Source organism: Natronococcus sp. (assembly GCF_047921035.1).
GTDB lineage: Archaea > Halobacteriota > Halobacteria > Halobacteriales > Natrialbaceae > Natronococcus.
In genome coordinates, this window is the sequence record NZ_JBLRWX010000003.1 from 1 (window position 1) to 14,208 (window position 14,208).

Consider the following 14,208-nt stretch of genomic DNA (forward strand, 5'->3'; position numbering starts at 1 on the left):
CCGAGCGGTGTCTGCGAACCGCCGTCGCCGCCGACCGCTCGGAGGGCGAACTCGCCGAACTGGTCTTCGCCGCCGCGACCGACCACCCCTACCTCTCGACCGGCCACGTGCTGGATTTCGCGAACACGGCCTTCGAGAGCCTCGAGCACGCCGGCCCCGAACACGCCGGCGACGCCCTCGCGGCGCTCGTCGAGCCCCTGGTGACGGCCGAGCGAAGCGACGAGCGATCCTCGTGGCGCCGGCCCGTCGACCTCGTCGCCCTGCTCGAGGACGTCTACGGGGGCGACATCACCGAGACGAGCGGGCTCGAGGCGCTGGTCACCGAGGACGCGAACGCGGGCAGGGAGCCGCCGGCCGACCTCCGAGAGACGCTGCTCGCGGATGACCCCGAGGCGATCGTCGACGCGCTGGCGGACGCCGTTCGAGAGGGTGCGACGAGCGAGGCCCTCGCGAGCGAGGTCGCACACGCGGCCGCGACGCGGGTCGCGCAGTTCGGCACCGCAAACGAGTTCTCCGACTGGAACACGGTCCACCACACGTTCACCTACGCGAACGCGGTCCACGGGGCGACCCGTCGGACCGACGCCGTCGAACTCTATAGAGGCGTCTTCGACGCCGCGATGAGCGTCTACCTCGATCGGTTCCTCAACACGCCGCCAGCGCCGATCCCAGAACCGGGCGCCAACGACACCGGGAGGGAACCCGAGGAGGTCCTCGAGGAGCTGCTCGAGACGTTCGACGTCGAGGGCGAGGTCAACGAGGCGGGACGGCTCGTCGGCGAGTTCCTCGACTGCGGGGGCGACCCCGGGGAGCTGAAGCGGACCCTCGGACGCGGGCTCCTGCGTGAGGACGCGGGTTTCCACACGATCCAGAACCTCGAGGCCGCGTTCCGGCAGTTCGACCTCGCCGAGGATCACGCGAGCGAGGAGAGCGAGGAGAGCGCCGACCTCGAGGTTCGCCGTCGGGTACCGCTGATCGCGACGGCGCGGTACATGGCCGCGCACTTCCCGACCAGACGCGAGACCGAGCAGACGTTTACGATCGCCGCGCGGCTCAATCGCGGCGAGGCGATCCACGAAGAGTGAACGGTCGGACTCGAGGACGGTAAAACGGTACCAGAACGGAACTGCCGATACTGTTTTGACAATTCCTATAGTACGACTGTCACATGCGGACACATTACGTCTGGTTCGCGCTCCTCCCGTTCGCCGTGCTCGCGTACCTCGTCGCGCTCGGCTACGAACCCGCGCCGGCGGCGCCGACCGGAACCCTACTTTTCGTCTCCGTGGGCGGGCTCGCGCTGGCGGCCGCGCTCGCGGTGCGGGCCGGGACGTGGATCGCCGTCCCCGTCTCGCTGGCGGTCCTCGCGCTCGTTCCTCACCTCGGCGACCTCGGACTCGGCCCGCACTTTCTCACCTTCGGCGCAGTCGTCCATGCGCTCGCGTTCGCCTGCGTCGGCGGGATCGTGCTAATCGCGCTCGAGTATGTTGTTCGGAACCGAGAGCGAGTGACCGAGTCCGTCTCGAGGCGGGCGCTCCTCGCGAGTCTCGCGGTCGGAGTGGGTCACCTCCTCGCGGTAGTTCTCGTCGCCGAGGCGGCCGGCGACGGCGTCTCCGGGATCGCCACCGAGCTGTTCGCCGCACAGCCGGCCGAGTACGCCATGCTCGCGTTCGCGGTGATCGGTCTCGTCGCGCTCGGTGTGGGTCCGACGCTGGCGTTCGCTCGCTTTCGGCTGCGGTTGCCCGCGGCGGTCGTCGCGGTCGGGTTCGCGCTCGCGACCCTTCGGACGTGGCACTACGTCCAGGAGACCGTCCACATCGGAGCCTCGCCGTCACCGATGATCACCTACGCGGTGCTCTGGTTCGTTCCCTTCGCGCTCGCGCTGGTCGTCGGCGGGTTCGAGTACCTTCGGTTACACGGGCGATCGAAGCGGGGCACGACGGCGAACTGAGTTGTCGTGGACGCATCGACCGGCTTTTCTCGACGGCGCCCCTACCTCGCGTCGACCGTGGACTGTCACGTCTACTACGAGGGCGACGACGACCCGAAGAAGTGCACCGCGCGCCGGCTCGAGCAGTTCGACGAAGCGACGCTCTACCGTAACATGCGGCAGGTGCCCTACGGCGTCGTGCTCAACCCCCACGCCGAGCAGGCGCTCTCGCCGGCCGACGCCGACGAGGCGCTGGGGACGCTGGTCGCCCTCGACTGCTCCTGGGAGTCCGCCGAGGAGGCCGCCTTTCGGATGAACGGCGTCCACCGCGCGCTGCCCTTCCTCGTGGCCGCGAACCCGGTCAACTACGGCCGGCCGTTCCGGCTGACGACCGTCGAGGCGCTCGCGGCCGCCTGCTGTATTCTCGGCGACCGGGAGCGCGCCGAGGCGCTGCTCGAGCCGTTCCGCTGGGGCGAGACCTTTCTGACGCTGAACGAGGAGCCCCTGCGTCGGTACGGCGAGTGTGCGGACTCGAGCGAGGTCGTCGCGGTCCAGGAGGACTACCTGGCCGACGAGGACGAGGAGTCGGCGTAGCGCGGAGCGATCGTTAGCCGGCCGCTTCGTCGGTTCGCTCGCGGCGCGCCAGCCACGACTCGTAACACGCGTAGCCGAGCGAGACGCCGCCGAGCAACAGCGGGAGCGCGAACAGGATCCCGTCCGCCCCCTCGGTGTTACCGGAGGCGAGATAGCCGAGCGCGAGTCCGACCGCGAGGAACTTCACGGCGACGACGACGAGCATGATCCGCATCGGCCGCGTCGTACTCGGGGTCCTGGGCTCCGCGCTCGGGCCCGTCTTGGAGCCCTCCTCGAGCGCTCGCTCGAACGACGGGCGGTGACGTTCGGGGACGGGAACGAGGATCGGATTCGCCCCCACGCGCCGACAGACGTACAGGCCGAGCGGTCCGAGCGGAAGGCGGTAGGTAGCCGTGACGTTCGCGAGGTCGATCCGTTTCGTCGCCCCGCTGTCCCGACGCCGGTCGTTTCGCACGACGACCCGCCGGGCGCTCGGGTCGAACGCGACCGTCGTCTCGGCCGAACTCGAGACCGTCGCCAGCACGAACGTCCCGAGGAAGACGAGCAGTACCGTCCCCCGTGGCCAGAGAAAGCCGACGATGCCGACGAACGCGGCGCCGACGGCGATCGCGAGCGCGAGTCCGCGACGGGTGAGCCTGTCGGTCAGGTACAGCCCGTCCAGCCACTTCGGAAGGCTGTCGTGACGGACGAGCAGCCACAGCGCGACGACCGAGGCCGGACCGCCGACGAGTACCGCGACCAGCGCGAGCGCGAGCGGCGAACCCGCGAGCGCCTGACCGACGGTGAGCAGGACGGCAGCCGCGACGATCCACGCGGCGAACCCGCCGTACAGGCCGTACGGCGCGTACACCAGTGCGTCGCGGAGTGGGGTCTCCTCCGGCAGCATCGACCACTCGCGAACGGAGCCCGACATGGGCGACAGTTCGTGTCGCCGAAGCATAATTATTCGGTCCGAGACTGGTTCGCGACCACAGCGGTTATATGGACGACGGGCCAACGGAGCGACATGCCAAGTTTCGACGCCGCCGAAAACCGGACGCTCCAGAAGATGATCTGCATGCGCTGTAACGCACGCAACGCGAAAGACGCCGACAGCTGCCGCAAGTGCGGCTACAAGAACCTCCGACCGAAGGCGACCGAGCCGCGAGCGGCCTAACTCGGTTCTCTGCGGCGTTTTCGACCCTCGAGCGAGTTCTCCCCAGTTCCGACCTCGAGCGAGTCCCGCTTCAGTTTCGTTCTCGATCGAATCCCGACGGCCGAACCCGTTCGGCAGTACGGCCAGGGATTCGCCGTCCGTACGCCCGGGCATGAACCCGCTCTCGCGCGGCCGATCCGACGACGCCAACGCGGAGTTCGACGGCTGGAACGAGTTCGTCCCCGCTCACCTCCCCGAGCCCGGACCGTTCCTCGAGGGCCACGTGCTCCTCGAGAGCGGGGATCACACGGCGTTTCACCGACTTACCCGGGACCTCTTCGAGGAGCGAGGCGTGTACGACGCCACGTTCGGCTACAACCTCGCCAGGCTCAACCTCGACCGCCGACAGCCCGACGCCGGTTTCAGGTACGCGGTCGACGCCGACGACCCCGGCGTGCTCCGGGCGGAGTTTACCCCGACGACGGCGTTCTGTCCGATCGCCGACGCGCTCGTCACGGGCTCGTTCCGCGCGTGGAACGCGCTCGCGGATCGCCACGAGTACGACCGCGTCCGGGTGCGAGTTCACCCGATGCACCAGCAGGCCGACGCGCTCGAGGACTCGCTCGAGCGCGCCGAACGGGCGCTCGAGGCGGGCGAGTCGCTCGAGTCGGTGTTCTCCGACTGAGGCCGTCGGCCCGCCTGCGAACGCTCTTCTGCCGATCTAGTCGCCGACGCCGTCGATCTCGGGAGCGTCGGGCTCGGAATCGCTCCGGAGCCCGCGGGCGACCCCGCCGACACCGTCGGGAGCGTGTCGGCGGAGCGTCGACAGCATGTTGGCCGCGAACAGCCCGAACCCGGCGCTCGCGAGAACGCCGCCGGCCGCGGCGAGCCAGGCCGGAAGCGAGAGCGATCCGGCGACGACGAGGACGAGGAAGCCGGCGAGCGTGAGCCCGAAGTCGGCGCGCTCGAGCCGGCTCGAGTAGAGGTCGTCGATCGTCGGAACGGGCTCGAGGCCAACCCGGTCGCTGTACTGCTCGAGCCAGACGATAAACGGGATCACGTGATAGAGGGTTCCGACGACGACGAAGCCGAACACGCCGAGGACGAGCAGGTCGGTCGTTCCGGGTGCGCCGAACAGCCCTGTCTGACCCGTCGGATCGCGCCACCACGCCGGCGCGGCGAGGGTGGCCCAGACGAGCAGCGATCCCGCCACGATCCAGTACCGCGCGGTCATGGGACTTCGCTCAACCGTCGACCGGAACAGCGCTCGAGCGATCACGAGCGCCAGCGCGGCCGCCCCGACGAGCACGGCCAGCCCGCCGAGGCGCGCGATCGACTCGAGGCCGATCCCGCGGCCGACGGCGAACGCCGCGACCCCGCCGTAGAGGGCGAGTTCCTCGAGGCCGAGGAGTCGTCGATCGATCGCCACGTACTCGGTCTGGGTGAACATCGTCGCGAGCTGTGGCAACGCGCCCGCGACCGTCACGAGGACGGCGCCGTAGAGCGCGAGGGTCGCGTGCGCGAGGAGAAGCTCGCCTCGCGTAACGGGCAGACTCTCGAGTGGTCCCGTCGAGAGCGAGAGCGCGAGGAGGAAGCCGAGCGGGGCGAGCGCGGTGAAACAGAGCAGGGCGAACGCGAAGTGTCGTTCCGTCCGGTCGAGCGGTCTGGCCCGTGCGAGGGTTCGACCGACCGTGTAGACGAAGAGCCACACCCCGGCGAGCAGGACCGCCGCGGCGATCGGAAGGGCGAAGAGCGCTCCGGTGGCGGCGACGACTGCGAAGCCGGCCAGCCCACCCGCGACCAGCCAGAGCTGTGCCGTCGCGAGTCGCTCCGAGTAGAGTTCCACGCCGGACCAGACGGGGACGAACTGCACCATCGCACCCATGATCGTCAGGGCGATCCAGCCGACGAGGAGCAGGTGCAGTTGGGCGAGGGCCGCCAGTCCCGGCACCGACACGACCGACAGGACGGTCCCCGCGACGATCCCGACGACGAGAAAGCACAGTCCGACCAGGAAGTGCTGGAGCGGGATCGCGATCGGCGGGGTTCGATCGGTCCGTAACCCGCCCGGAATCGAGTTCATGGTTCGACGTTCGATCCGACCGTCCGTCGCCCTGCTCCCGAACGGGTTCGGCGGACGTCCTGCGCTTGCGGGACGGCTCGCCGACAATCGCTCGAGCAGGGCGGCCGGAGGGAGAAGCGACTCGGAGCGTGGGGCGAACTTGTTCGCACGAACGTCCTCCTGCAGGCCCGTCCTACCGATCGCGCATGGGAACGACCACGACCGAAACGACGCTCGACGTCCGCGAGATCGACGGCCCGCCGTTCGGGAAGATCACCGCCGCGCTGGACGCACTCGAGGACGACGAACGCGTGCGACTGATCGCGGGGTTCGAACCGGTGCCGCTGTACGAGGTGCTCGAGGAACGCGGGCTGTCGTTCGAGACCGAGCGGGTCGGCGAGAACGAGTGGCACGTGCTGATCGAACGTCCCTGAGCGGGCGGCTCGACTCGAGGGCGCGATCGTCGCTTCGAACGCCGTCTTCGACCTCTCCCGAACAGGTTCGGACGAACACCGATACTGACGGCGACCGGATCTCGACGCGTATGTCACGACTCGACGTCAGGGAGGTGCCGCCGTCGGAGCGCCACCCGATGATCCACGAGGCCTTCGAGGACCTCGAGGCAGGCGAATCGCTCACGATCGTCAACGACCACGAGCCGAAGCCGCTGTTCTACGAGTTCCAGGCGGAGGTCGACTCGTTCGATCCGGACGGCTACGCCGTCGAGCGGGTCGCACCCGAGAAGTTCGAGGCGACGTTCCCGAAACGAAGCGGCTGATGGGGGCTGACTGGGGCCTGCGGACGGCCCTCGCCGTTCGCCCGAACCCGTTCGGCAGGAACGTCTGGGTCGTTCGGCACGACCGTTCGAACATGGAGTCACGCGTCGACGTCCTCGACCGAACCGACGCCCCGACCGATCGGCCGACCGACCACCTCGACGTCCGTTCGCTCGGTCCGCCCGAACCGCTCCAGCGGACCCTCGAGCGACTCGCCGAGCTGCCCGACGAGACGGTGCTCGTCCAGCGAAACGACCGCGTCCCGCAGTTTCTCTTTCCGAAGCTCGAGGAGCGCGGCTACGCACACGAGACGCTCGAGCGGGAGGACGACGTGGTAACTGCCGTCTGGAAACCCTGACGTTCGGGAATCGGTACCTCGTATCCGCAGGAGCGACCGCTACTCGTCGGGATACTTCGGCTCCCGTTTCTCCGCCCGCTCGAGAGCCGTCTCGACGACGTCGCGCACGTCGCCGTGGAAGACCCCGCCGTGGCCCGCGTACATGTGCTCGACACCCTCCGGCATTCGCTCGAGCAGGTCCTCGATGCTCTCGATGAGCCGCTCGCGGGACTGGCCGGCCATGTCGGTGCGGCCGAAGCTGCCGTAGTCGAAGGCGCCGTCGTCGTGGACGACCACGTCGCCCGAGAACAGCGTCGTCTCGGAGATAAACGAGACGTGGTCGTCCGAGTGGCCGGGCGTGTAGACGACGTCGAACTCCTCGTCGCCGATCCGCACCGTGTCGCCGTCCTCGATCGATTCAGTTCGCGTCGGGTGGTGATCGTAGGCGTACACCTCGGGATCGAAGGCGTCGCAGACGGCCTCGAGCTGCTCGACGTGGTCGCCGTGCTGGTGGGTCATCGCGACGGCGTCGAGGTCGTCGGTGTGCTCGCGGATCTCGTCGACGACGCCCTCCCACGAACCGGCGTCGACCAGCGTCGTTCGCTCGCCCTCGACGAGGTAGGCGTTGCAGGTGAACGTCTCGGCGGCCTCGGTGACGTGGTGAACCTCCATACGGGACCCGTCGGTTGCCGACGGCAAAACGGTACTGCCGGACTCGCGGACGTCGGTGGCATCGATACCGTCGGAGCGATCGTAACGTCGAGGTTACGGATACGATCCGCGAGGACGGCCGTCGGCACGGTCAGGCGATGTTTAAGGTGATTGAAGGTGGGCCACCACGAAACTTTTCAGTTCCGCTCTCCAAGTGTATAGTGTATGGGATTCGGGAGCTACGACGAGTCCGAACAGCAGGAGGTCAACGCCGATTTTGATGATGACGACGCCGTCCAGTCGGAACAGAACCATCACCACGGCTCGATCGAGTTCGAGAACGGCGCCTCGAGCGACGAGCTGCTCGATCGGCTCGAGGAGATCAAAGACGACGCCGAATGAAGGCGGGGACGCGGGCGCTCGGCGTCGCCGAGTCGTTCCGCGGCAGTTCGGACGCCTCCCGCGAGGGAGGCCGAAGCACAGTAGCCGGCGCCGTCGTCCGGGCCGACCGCGTTCTGGACGGCGTCGGCTACCGCAGCTGTACCGTGGGTGACACCGACGCGACCGACGCCGTCGGCCGGCTCGTCGACGACCTCGGTCGCCCCGATGTTCGGTACGTGCTGCTCGGCGCCGTCGCGCCCGCCTGGTACAACGTTCTCGATCTTTCGACAGTACACGAACGCGCCCAGCGCCCGGTCCTCGCGGTTACCTTCGAGGAGAGCAAGGGGCTTGAGGCCGGCCTTGAGGACGCCTTCTCCGGAACGGCGCTCGAGGAGCGCCTCGAGCGCTACCGGCGGCTCCCGGAGCGACGGGCGGTCGAAGTCAACGAGGAGACGGTCTACGTCCGCAGCGTCGGCCTCGAGCCGTCCGCAGCTGCGGAGGTCGTCCGCGGCTTTACCCCCGAAGGCGGGCGCCCGGAGCCGATCCGGGTCGCCCGGCAGGCCGCTCGAGCGGCTGACGCGTACGCGGAGTCGCTTGCACTCGGCGAGTGAGTGGGGCGCTCGGCGAGTGAGGGGCCTGTCAGCTACCGGCCGTCGATCCTCGATCGTCGACCGGCAGCTGCGACCCGAAAAGCGTAGTAGGAAGCCGTCTGAGGGACGGCCATGGGAACGATGGAGGATCTCTGCGTCAGGGAGTGTACCCGGTGTCCGAAACTCGTCGAGTCGCGGAGCCGGATCGTCAACGGGACCGGGCCCGAGGACGCCGACGTGGTGTTCGTCGGCGAGGGCCCCGGCGCGCGGGAAGACGAGCAGGGCGAGCCGTTCGTCGGCCGGAGCGGCTCCGTGCTCGATGAACAGCTGCGAACGGTCGGGCTGGATCGCGACACCGTCCGGATCACTAACTGCGTGCGCTGTCGTCCCCCCGAGAACCGCGACCCGACGACGGAGGAACTCGAGAACTGCCGGGGGTACCTCGAGACGGAGATCGATCTGCTCGACCCGGACGTGATCGTCACCCTCGGAAAGGTGCCGAGCGAACACCTGCTCGAGCGATCGGTGGCGGTGACGAAGGAGGCCGGCTCCGTCGAGGAGGTCCGCATCGAGGGGACGCCGCGCCGATTGCTGATCTGCGTCCACCCCGCGGCGACGCTGTACGACCGCAGCCAGGAGGAGACGTTCGCGGACGCCATCCGGCGCGCGGCGGAGCTCGCGGACGTCGACGGGAGCGAGGGCGGGCAGACTCGCCTCGACGGGTTCTGACGGTTCGCTCCGTTTCGAGCGGTTCAGAGAGCTTTACGAGGATTCTTGCGGTGGCGCGCGCTGTCGATCAGGTTCGAGCGACAGCGAGAACCGATCGACAACGTCGTGTGAGGGATGAGCGAACGGGCTGATAGCCCGTGAGCGAATCGGCTGGGGAGGGTGTGTAAACTCCCGTCATCGGTGTGAGCAGAGACTCGAGTTCGAGACGGCGACACCGAGGAAACAACGCTGTGCGACAGTCGACAGTCGGCTCCGACGTGGCGATCGCTCCTTCGGTTCTTGGCACCGTCTCGGCGGCGAGGATAGATTCCGCTCCCTACACCTCGTCACGATCCGTAAACGAGTAGCGCCGCGCGATCGTCCCGTCCTCGAACTCGTGGAAGTCCGCAAAGGCGAAGGCGACGTCCTCACCGTCCTGTCGGCCCGAGAACGTCCCCCGCACGGCAACCGTGTCGCCGTCGACGATCAGGTCGTCGACCTCGTGGCTCCCCTCCTCGAGCGGCCGCCCCTCGAGGTAGAACTCCCGGAGTTGCTCTCGGCCCTCGATCGCACCCTGTCCCGGCCGCTCGTAGCGGATATCGTCGGCGAACAGGTCGACGAGGTCGTCGTATCGTTCGTCGTCGACGGCGTCGTAGTAGTCCCGTACCACCGTTTCCGGATCCGTTTCGACCATACGGGAAGTACGGACGGTGCGGGTAGTAACTCCTGGGTTCGCACTCGAGCGCCGGGAACGGTTACCGGTTCGACTCGAGTCGGATAGTTCGGCTCGGATGGTTTGGCTCGAGTCGGGTAGTTCGGCTCGAGTGGTTCGGGTCGCCGTTTCTGCGCGGCCGCTCGAGCGGGTTCCGAACGCCGAGAACTGCGCGAATGACAATACACTTCTTTCCGCCCCACCGAGGTCGGAGCATGAGCACCGTCACGTCCGACCAGCAGCAGTCGCTCGCCGACGTCGTGGTCGTCGACTACGGCCTCGGCAACCTCCGCAGCGTCACCCGCGGCCTCGAGCGCGCGGGCGCCGACGTCGAGATCACCGACGATCCCGAGGCGTTCGCCGACGCCGACGGGGTCGTCCTCCCAGGCGTTGGCGCGTTCCGCGAGGGGATCGAGAACGCCGACCCGCTCCGGGGAGACCTGCTCGAGGTCGCCGACGCCGGCACGCCGCTGTTCGGGATCTGTCTCGGCATGCAGATGCTGCTGACGACCAGCGAGGAGGGCGCCAACGAGGGTGAGTCCGCGGTACAGGGACTCGACTTGATCCCGGGGACGAACGTCCGCTTCGCCGAGGGCCAGAAGGTACCCCACATGGGCTGGAACGAGTTGAGCGTCGAGCGCGACCACCCGCTCGTGGAGGGAATCGACAGCGTTGGATCGGAGATCCAACGAGAAGACGAAGCCGCCAGCGGCGGCTCCGTCGACGGACGCTACGCCTACTTCGTCCACTCCTACTACGCCGTCCCGGACGACGAGGACGCGGCGGTGGCGACGACCGACTACGAGCGCGAGTTCCCGTCGATCGTCGCCAACGAATCCGGCAACGTCTTCGGCACGCAGTTCCACCCCGAGAAGAGCGGCGAAACGGGACTGGCGATCCTGCGGAACTTCGTCGAGATCTGCAGCGAGGAGTAGATTCGGCGGTCGCGAGACGGGCAACGAGCGGTCGCGAGTAACCTTTTAAGGTCGTTCGCACGGCACTGCGAGCCATGTATGCCATCCTCACCGACGACTCCGAACTAGCTCGAGCCGAGATCGGCGATCGCAGCTACTACTTTACGGAGTTCGTCGACGGACGCCGGCAGGAGCCACTCGAGGGAACGGTCAGCTCCGTCGCCTGCTGGGGCGACACGGCGGCAGTTCGCGACGAGCCGGAACGGGCGGCCGTCGACGCCGACGGGACGCGGGCCACGCCCGACGCGGAGGGCCACCACTGGGGAACCGTCTGCCCGACCGATCCCGACTACCGCGAGGGGTTGCTCGAGCGAATCGGACGGCTCGAGGGCGACGTTCGGCTGACGACGCTCGGGTTTCCGGGCGCGGGGTTCTGCCGGTGCGAGCGCTGTAACCGGCGATTCGAGGGGAGCGAGCACGACGAGCGCGACGCCTGGCGGGCGGACGTTCTCACGGCGTTCGTCGCGGCGGTGGCGACTCGAGTCGACGGCGAGCTAACCGCAACGCTGTACCCGGATCCCTACCCGGGGAGCCTCCGCGAACGGGCGGGGCTCGAGCCGGCCGGGCTCGCGGCCCACGTCGACGGCTTCCTCGTCCCGCTGTGCGATCCCGGCTACGGGACGAGCTACTGGGTCGAGTCGCTGGCCCGCGGGTTCGCTCGCGAACTCGAGGGACTCGAGGTCTCGCTGTCGATCCAGCTGTCGGGAGCGGAGATCGACCCCGAGCGACTCGCCGGGGTCACGCGACGGGTCGAACCCCACGCGGACGAGATCGTCTACGGGACGTACCCGGACGACGCCGAGACGGTTCGGGAGGCGATCGAACGACTGCGCGAGGAGAAGGCGGCGCCCGCGTGAACCGGGGCTGTGAGCGAAATCGCCGGGAACTCGTGAGGAAGGTCGTCGCTCGGGGGCGTCCGGAGATCGACGAGCCGACTGCGGACGTGGCGATCGATGAACCGACTGCGGACGCGGAAGTGGCAGAGACACACCCCGCGGTGCCGCTGTATAGCTCACGGAGAGGGGACGGGGTGGAAGATCGGACGGTCGCTGCGTGGAGGGGAAAACCGCCTCTCGAGCCGTTGCGAGACCGTAGTACCCGCGAGTTGGGTTATCACGACCGGCGAGTTGGGTTGGTAGTTCCCGACTGATGATGTCGATCCGCTCGACCGGACTCTTCCCTTCGGATATCACCATACCTAAATACTATTACTGAGTCAAAGTCCATTAGCAGTATCGAACGTTACTTCGTTCGATCGTATCGAACGGGGGGACGACTCGAGTCGAATCCGCGGTTCGGACTCGGGCCGGTTTCCGTTTCGTTCGCGTCCTCCGGTTTCTCACTCGAGTCCGCGGTGCTTGTCACTCGAGTCCGGGGTGGGAGTCTCCGTGAGGTTCCTCGCGGTCGGACGGGTCTTTCGTTGTATGGCTATTGACCGCCGTTTCGAGGCATCTGCGATTCGTTGCGGAGACTGCCCGGTATCCCTCGACGATATCGCACAGGAGTCAGAGTCGACGTCCGCGATCGCGTCGCCGCGGACGCCAGTTCTCGAGCACCCTCCGTTTCGACTCCCCCACCTCCGTCCCGTTACAGCGGCACTGCGGGGTGTGTGTGTATCTATACAGCGGCACCGAGGGGTGAGATCCGGGCGAATACGTCTGTCTACCGAGAATTTTGTCCATATACAGAAGAACTCCGGTGTGTGCCAGCTCCTCGAGCGCCGTCGGAGACGCCCCAGGCTCGCCCATCCGCTCGCCGATACAGCGGCATCGAGGGGTGTTCTCGATCCCACCTCGTACGGCGCCTCGCTGCGAGAGACCCGTTCATACAGCGGCACCGAGGGGTGTGTCCTCGAGCGCAGCTTGCGGCGACCGACCGCGAGAGACACACTCATACAGCGGCACTCCGGAGTCCCCGAACGACCTATACAGCGGCATCGAGGGGTGTCGTTCCCGTTTCTCAGAACCCGACGCAACGAAACCGGGGGAGATACAGCGGCAATCCGGTTCCGAACGTTTACAAGCCACCCCTCCCGATAGTCGGAGTAGCTGAATGTCGGATTCGATGGACTACTTCGGCAGCGAAACCGAGATCTTCCGGAACAAGGAGCTGCTGCAGGTGTCACACCTCCCTGACGGCGACCGCATCATCGGTCGCGAGGACGAGCTGACGAACCTCGCGAACGCGATCAAACCGGCCACGCGGGGGAACACGCCGAACAACGTCCTCGTCTACGGGAAGACCGGGACCGGCAAGTCGCTGTGCTCGAAGTTCATCACGAACCAGGCGATCGACCGCGCCGAGGGTAACGACGTCTCGATCGGGGTCGCCTACGTTGACTGCCTCCAGGAGTCGACGGAAACCCAGGCCGTCCAGTCGACGGCCCATCAGCTCAACGACCAGCCCGAGACGGGGATCTCGATCCCTCATTCGGGACTGAGCACCGCCGAGTACTACCGTCGGCTCTGGCGGATCGTCGACACCGGGTACGACGTCGCGCTGATCATCTTAGACGAAGTCGACAAGATCGAGGACGACGACATCCTGATGCAGCTCTCGCGGGCGGTCGAATCCGGCAAGCTCACCGACAGCACCGTCGGCGTCATCGGCATCTCGAACAAGGTCCGGTACAAGGACTCGCTGGACGAGCGAATCAAATCGAGCCTCTGTGAACGGGAATACGTCTTCTCGCCGTACGACGCCTCCCAGATCCGCGAGATCCTGCGCTCCCGTTCGGATGCCTTCCACGACGGCGTCCTCGAGGACGGGGTCGTCCCCCGCGTCGCCGCCCTCGCCGCGCGCGAACACGGCGACGCGCGAAAGGCGATCGACATCCTCCGCTTCGCCGGCGAGATCGCCGAGGAGGACGACCTCGAGACCGTTACAGAGGCCTGCGTCGACCACGCCCACGAGCGCGAGGAAACCAGCCGGCTGGCCGAACTCATCTCGAAGAGCCCGAGCCACGCGAAGCTCGTCCTCGAGGCGATGGCGCTTTTGACCCAGCAGAAGGAGGGTGAGGACGCCCCGGTGACGACTAACGAGGCCTACGACCTCTACAAACGGCTGTGCGATCGGGACCGCTCGGACCACCTGAAGCTTCGCCGAGTGCGGGATATCCTCTCGGAGCTCGAGTTCCTCTCGATCATCGAACAGGAGCGCAAGTGGGCGGGGAAGGGGAAGGGCAACTACATGGAAAACCGGCTGATCGACGATCCGGAGGTCATCATCGCGGCCTGTAACGAGTCCGACTAGCTGTGACAAGCGGAGGGCTTTCCTTTCCTGACGCACTACGTTGAGGAATGGATCGTTCGCCTCCCACCGGATAGGAACCGTCTCCACCCGGTATTTGCGGGGGTTT

17 protein-coding genes and 1 pseudogene are annotated in these 14,208 nt (G+C 67.4%); 14 read left to right on the forward strand and 4 right to left on the reverse strand.

What is annotated here, in order from left to right:
- From ACNA7R_RS01140 to ACNA7R_RS01150, 3 genes and pseudogenes are all read left to right on the forward strand, one after another.
- Positions 1-1,085: pseudogene (locus ACNA7R_RS01140) on the forward strand (Rieske (2Fe-2S) protein); the annotation flags it as partial.
- Positions 1,086-1,168: 83 nt separating this feature from the next.
- Entirely contained in the window at positions 1,169-1,951 is a 783-nt protein-coding gene (locus ACNA7R_RS01145; RefSeq protein WP_416281695.1) for a hypothetical protein, read from the forward strand.
- A gap of 57 nt (positions 1,952-2,008) precedes the next feature.
- On the forward strand, positions 2,009-2,524 hold the full coding sequence (locus ACNA7R_RS01150) for a DUF367 family protein (RefSeq protein ID WP_416281786.1): 516 nt from the start codon (positions 2,009-2,011) through the stop codon (positions 2,522-2,524).
- 13 nt (positions 2,525-2,537) lie between these two features.
- Here the strand turns inward: ACNA7R_RS01150 and ACNA7R_RS01155 are convergent, their stop codons facing one another.
- Complete coding sequence (locus ACNA7R_RS01155; protein ID WP_416281696.1) at positions 2,538-3,437, reverse strand: hypothetical protein; 900 nt, start codon at positions 3,435-3,437, stop codon at positions 2,538-2,540.
- 93 nt (positions 3,438-3,530) lie between these two features.
- Between ACNA7R_RS01155 and ACNA7R_RS01160 the strand changes: the two genes are divergently transcribed.
- Both ACNA7R_RS01160 and ACNA7R_RS01165 read left to right on the forward strand, forming a co-directional pair.
- Positions 3,531-3,680 (forward strand): 50S ribosomal protein L40e, encoded by a 150-nt coding sequence (locus ACNA7R_RS01160; RefSeq protein WP_394739081.1) that lies wholly within the window; start codon positions 3,531-3,533, stop codon positions 3,678-3,680.
- A gap of 151 nt (positions 3,681-3,831) precedes the next feature.
- Positions 3,832-4,344 (forward strand): hypothetical protein, encoded by a 513-nt coding sequence (locus ACNA7R_RS01165; protein ID WP_416281697.1) that lies wholly within the window; start codon positions 3,832-3,834, stop codon positions 4,342-4,344.
- Positions 4,345-4,380: 36 nt separating this feature from the next.
- Here the strand turns inward: ACNA7R_RS01165 and ACNA7R_RS01170 are convergent, their stop codons facing one another.
- Positions 4,381-5,742 (reverse strand): hypothetical protein, encoded by a 1,362-nt coding sequence (locus tag ACNA7R_RS01170; protein ID WP_416281698.1) that lies wholly within the window; start codon positions 5,740-5,742, stop codon positions 4,381-4,383.
- A gap of 185 nt (positions 5,743-5,927) precedes the next feature.
- Here ACNA7R_RS01170 and ACNA7R_RS01175 point away from each other — a divergent pair, with 185 nt between their 5' ends.
- The 3 genes from ACNA7R_RS01175 (at position 5,928) to ACNA7R_RS01185 (ending at position 6,855) form a co-directional block, all read left to right on the forward strand.
- Positions 5,928-6,155: a DUF2249 domain-containing protein gene (locus ACNA7R_RS01175; RefSeq protein WP_416281699.1), complete on the forward strand. Its 228-nt coding sequence runs from the start codon at positions 5,928-5,930 to the stop codon at positions 6,153-6,155.
- Between the two features lie 110 nt (positions 6,156-6,265).
- Positions 6,266-6,499 carry a DUF2249 domain-containing protein gene (locus ACNA7R_RS01180; RefSeq protein WP_416281700.1) on the forward strand — a complete coding sequence of 78 codons (234 nt, stop codon included), beginning with the start codon at positions 6,266-6,268 and terminating at the stop codon, positions 6,497-6,499.
- A gap of 92 nt (positions 6,500-6,591) precedes the next feature.
- Positions 6,592-6,855: a DUF2249 domain-containing protein gene (locus ACNA7R_RS01185; RefSeq protein WP_416281787.1), complete on the forward strand. Its 264-nt coding sequence runs from the start codon at positions 6,592-6,594 to the stop codon at positions 6,853-6,855.
- A gap of 39 nt (positions 6,856-6,894) precedes the next feature.
- Here ACNA7R_RS01185 and ACNA7R_RS01190 read toward each other — a convergent pair whose 3' ends face one another.
- Positions 6,895-7,506 (reverse strand): MBL fold metallo-hydrolase, encoded by a 612-nt coding sequence (locus ACNA7R_RS01190; RefSeq protein WP_416281702.1) that lies wholly within the window; start codon positions 7,504-7,506, stop codon positions 6,895-6,897.
- Positions 7,507-7,710: 204 nt separating this feature from the next.
- Here ACNA7R_RS01190 and ACNA7R_RS01195 point away from each other — a divergent pair, with 204 nt between their 5' ends.
- The 3 genes from ACNA7R_RS01195 (at position 7,711) to ACNA7R_RS01205 (ending at position 9,185) form a co-directional block, all read left to right on the forward strand.
- Positions 7,711-7,887, forward strand: coding sequence for a DUF5786 family protein (locus ACNA7R_RS01195; protein WP_416281703.1), 177 nt, complete (start codon positions 7,711-7,713; stop codon positions 7,885-7,887).
- Positions 7,884-8,477 carry a DUF99 family protein gene (locus tag ACNA7R_RS01200; RefSeq protein ID WP_416281704.1) on the forward strand — a complete coding sequence of 198 codons (594 nt, stop codon included), beginning with the start codon at positions 7,884-7,886 and terminating at the stop codon, positions 8,475-8,477. The genes ACNA7R_RS01195 and ACNA7R_RS01200 overlap by 4 nt, the downstream gene beginning before the upstream one ends.
- A gap of 111 nt (positions 8,478-8,588) precedes the next feature.
- Positions 8,589-9,185, forward strand: a complete 597-nt coding sequence (locus ACNA7R_RS01205; RefSeq protein ID WP_416281705.1) for a uracil-DNA glycosylase — start codon at positions 8,589-8,591, stop codon at positions 9,183-9,185.
- A 316-nt stretch (positions 9,186-9,501) separates the two neighbouring features.
- On the opposite strand, the gene ACNA7R_RS01210 is transcribed toward ACNA7R_RS01205, so the two are convergent.
- Complete coding sequence (locus ACNA7R_RS01210; protein ID WP_416281706.1) at positions 9,502-9,858, reverse strand: nuclear transport factor 2 family protein; 357 nt, start codon at positions 9,856-9,858, stop codon at positions 9,502-9,504.
- 233 nt (positions 9,859-10,091) lie between these two features.
- Here ACNA7R_RS01210 and hisH point away from each other — a divergent pair, with 233 nt between their 5' ends.
- From hisH to ACNA7R_RS01225, 3 genes are all read left to right on the forward strand, one after another.
- A complete protein-coding gene (gene hisH, locus ACNA7R_RS01215; protein ID WP_416281707.1) occupies positions 10,092-10,811 on the forward strand; it encodes an imidazole glycerol phosphate synthase subunit HisH in 720 nt (239 codons plus the stop codon).
- 74 nt (positions 10,812-10,885) lie between these two features.
- Complete coding sequence (locus ACNA7R_RS01220) at positions 10,886-11,707, forward strand: hypothetical protein (RefSeq protein WP_416281708.1); 822 nt, start codon at positions 10,886-10,888, stop codon at positions 11,705-11,707.
- A 1,195-nt stretch (positions 11,708-12,902) separates the two neighbouring features.
- Complete coding sequence (locus tag ACNA7R_RS01225; RefSeq protein ID WP_416281709.1) at positions 12,903-14,102, forward strand: Cdc6/Cdc18 family protein; 1,200 nt, start codon at positions 12,903-12,905, stop codon at positions 14,100-14,102.
- Positions 14,103-14,208 lie beyond the last annotated feature (106 nt).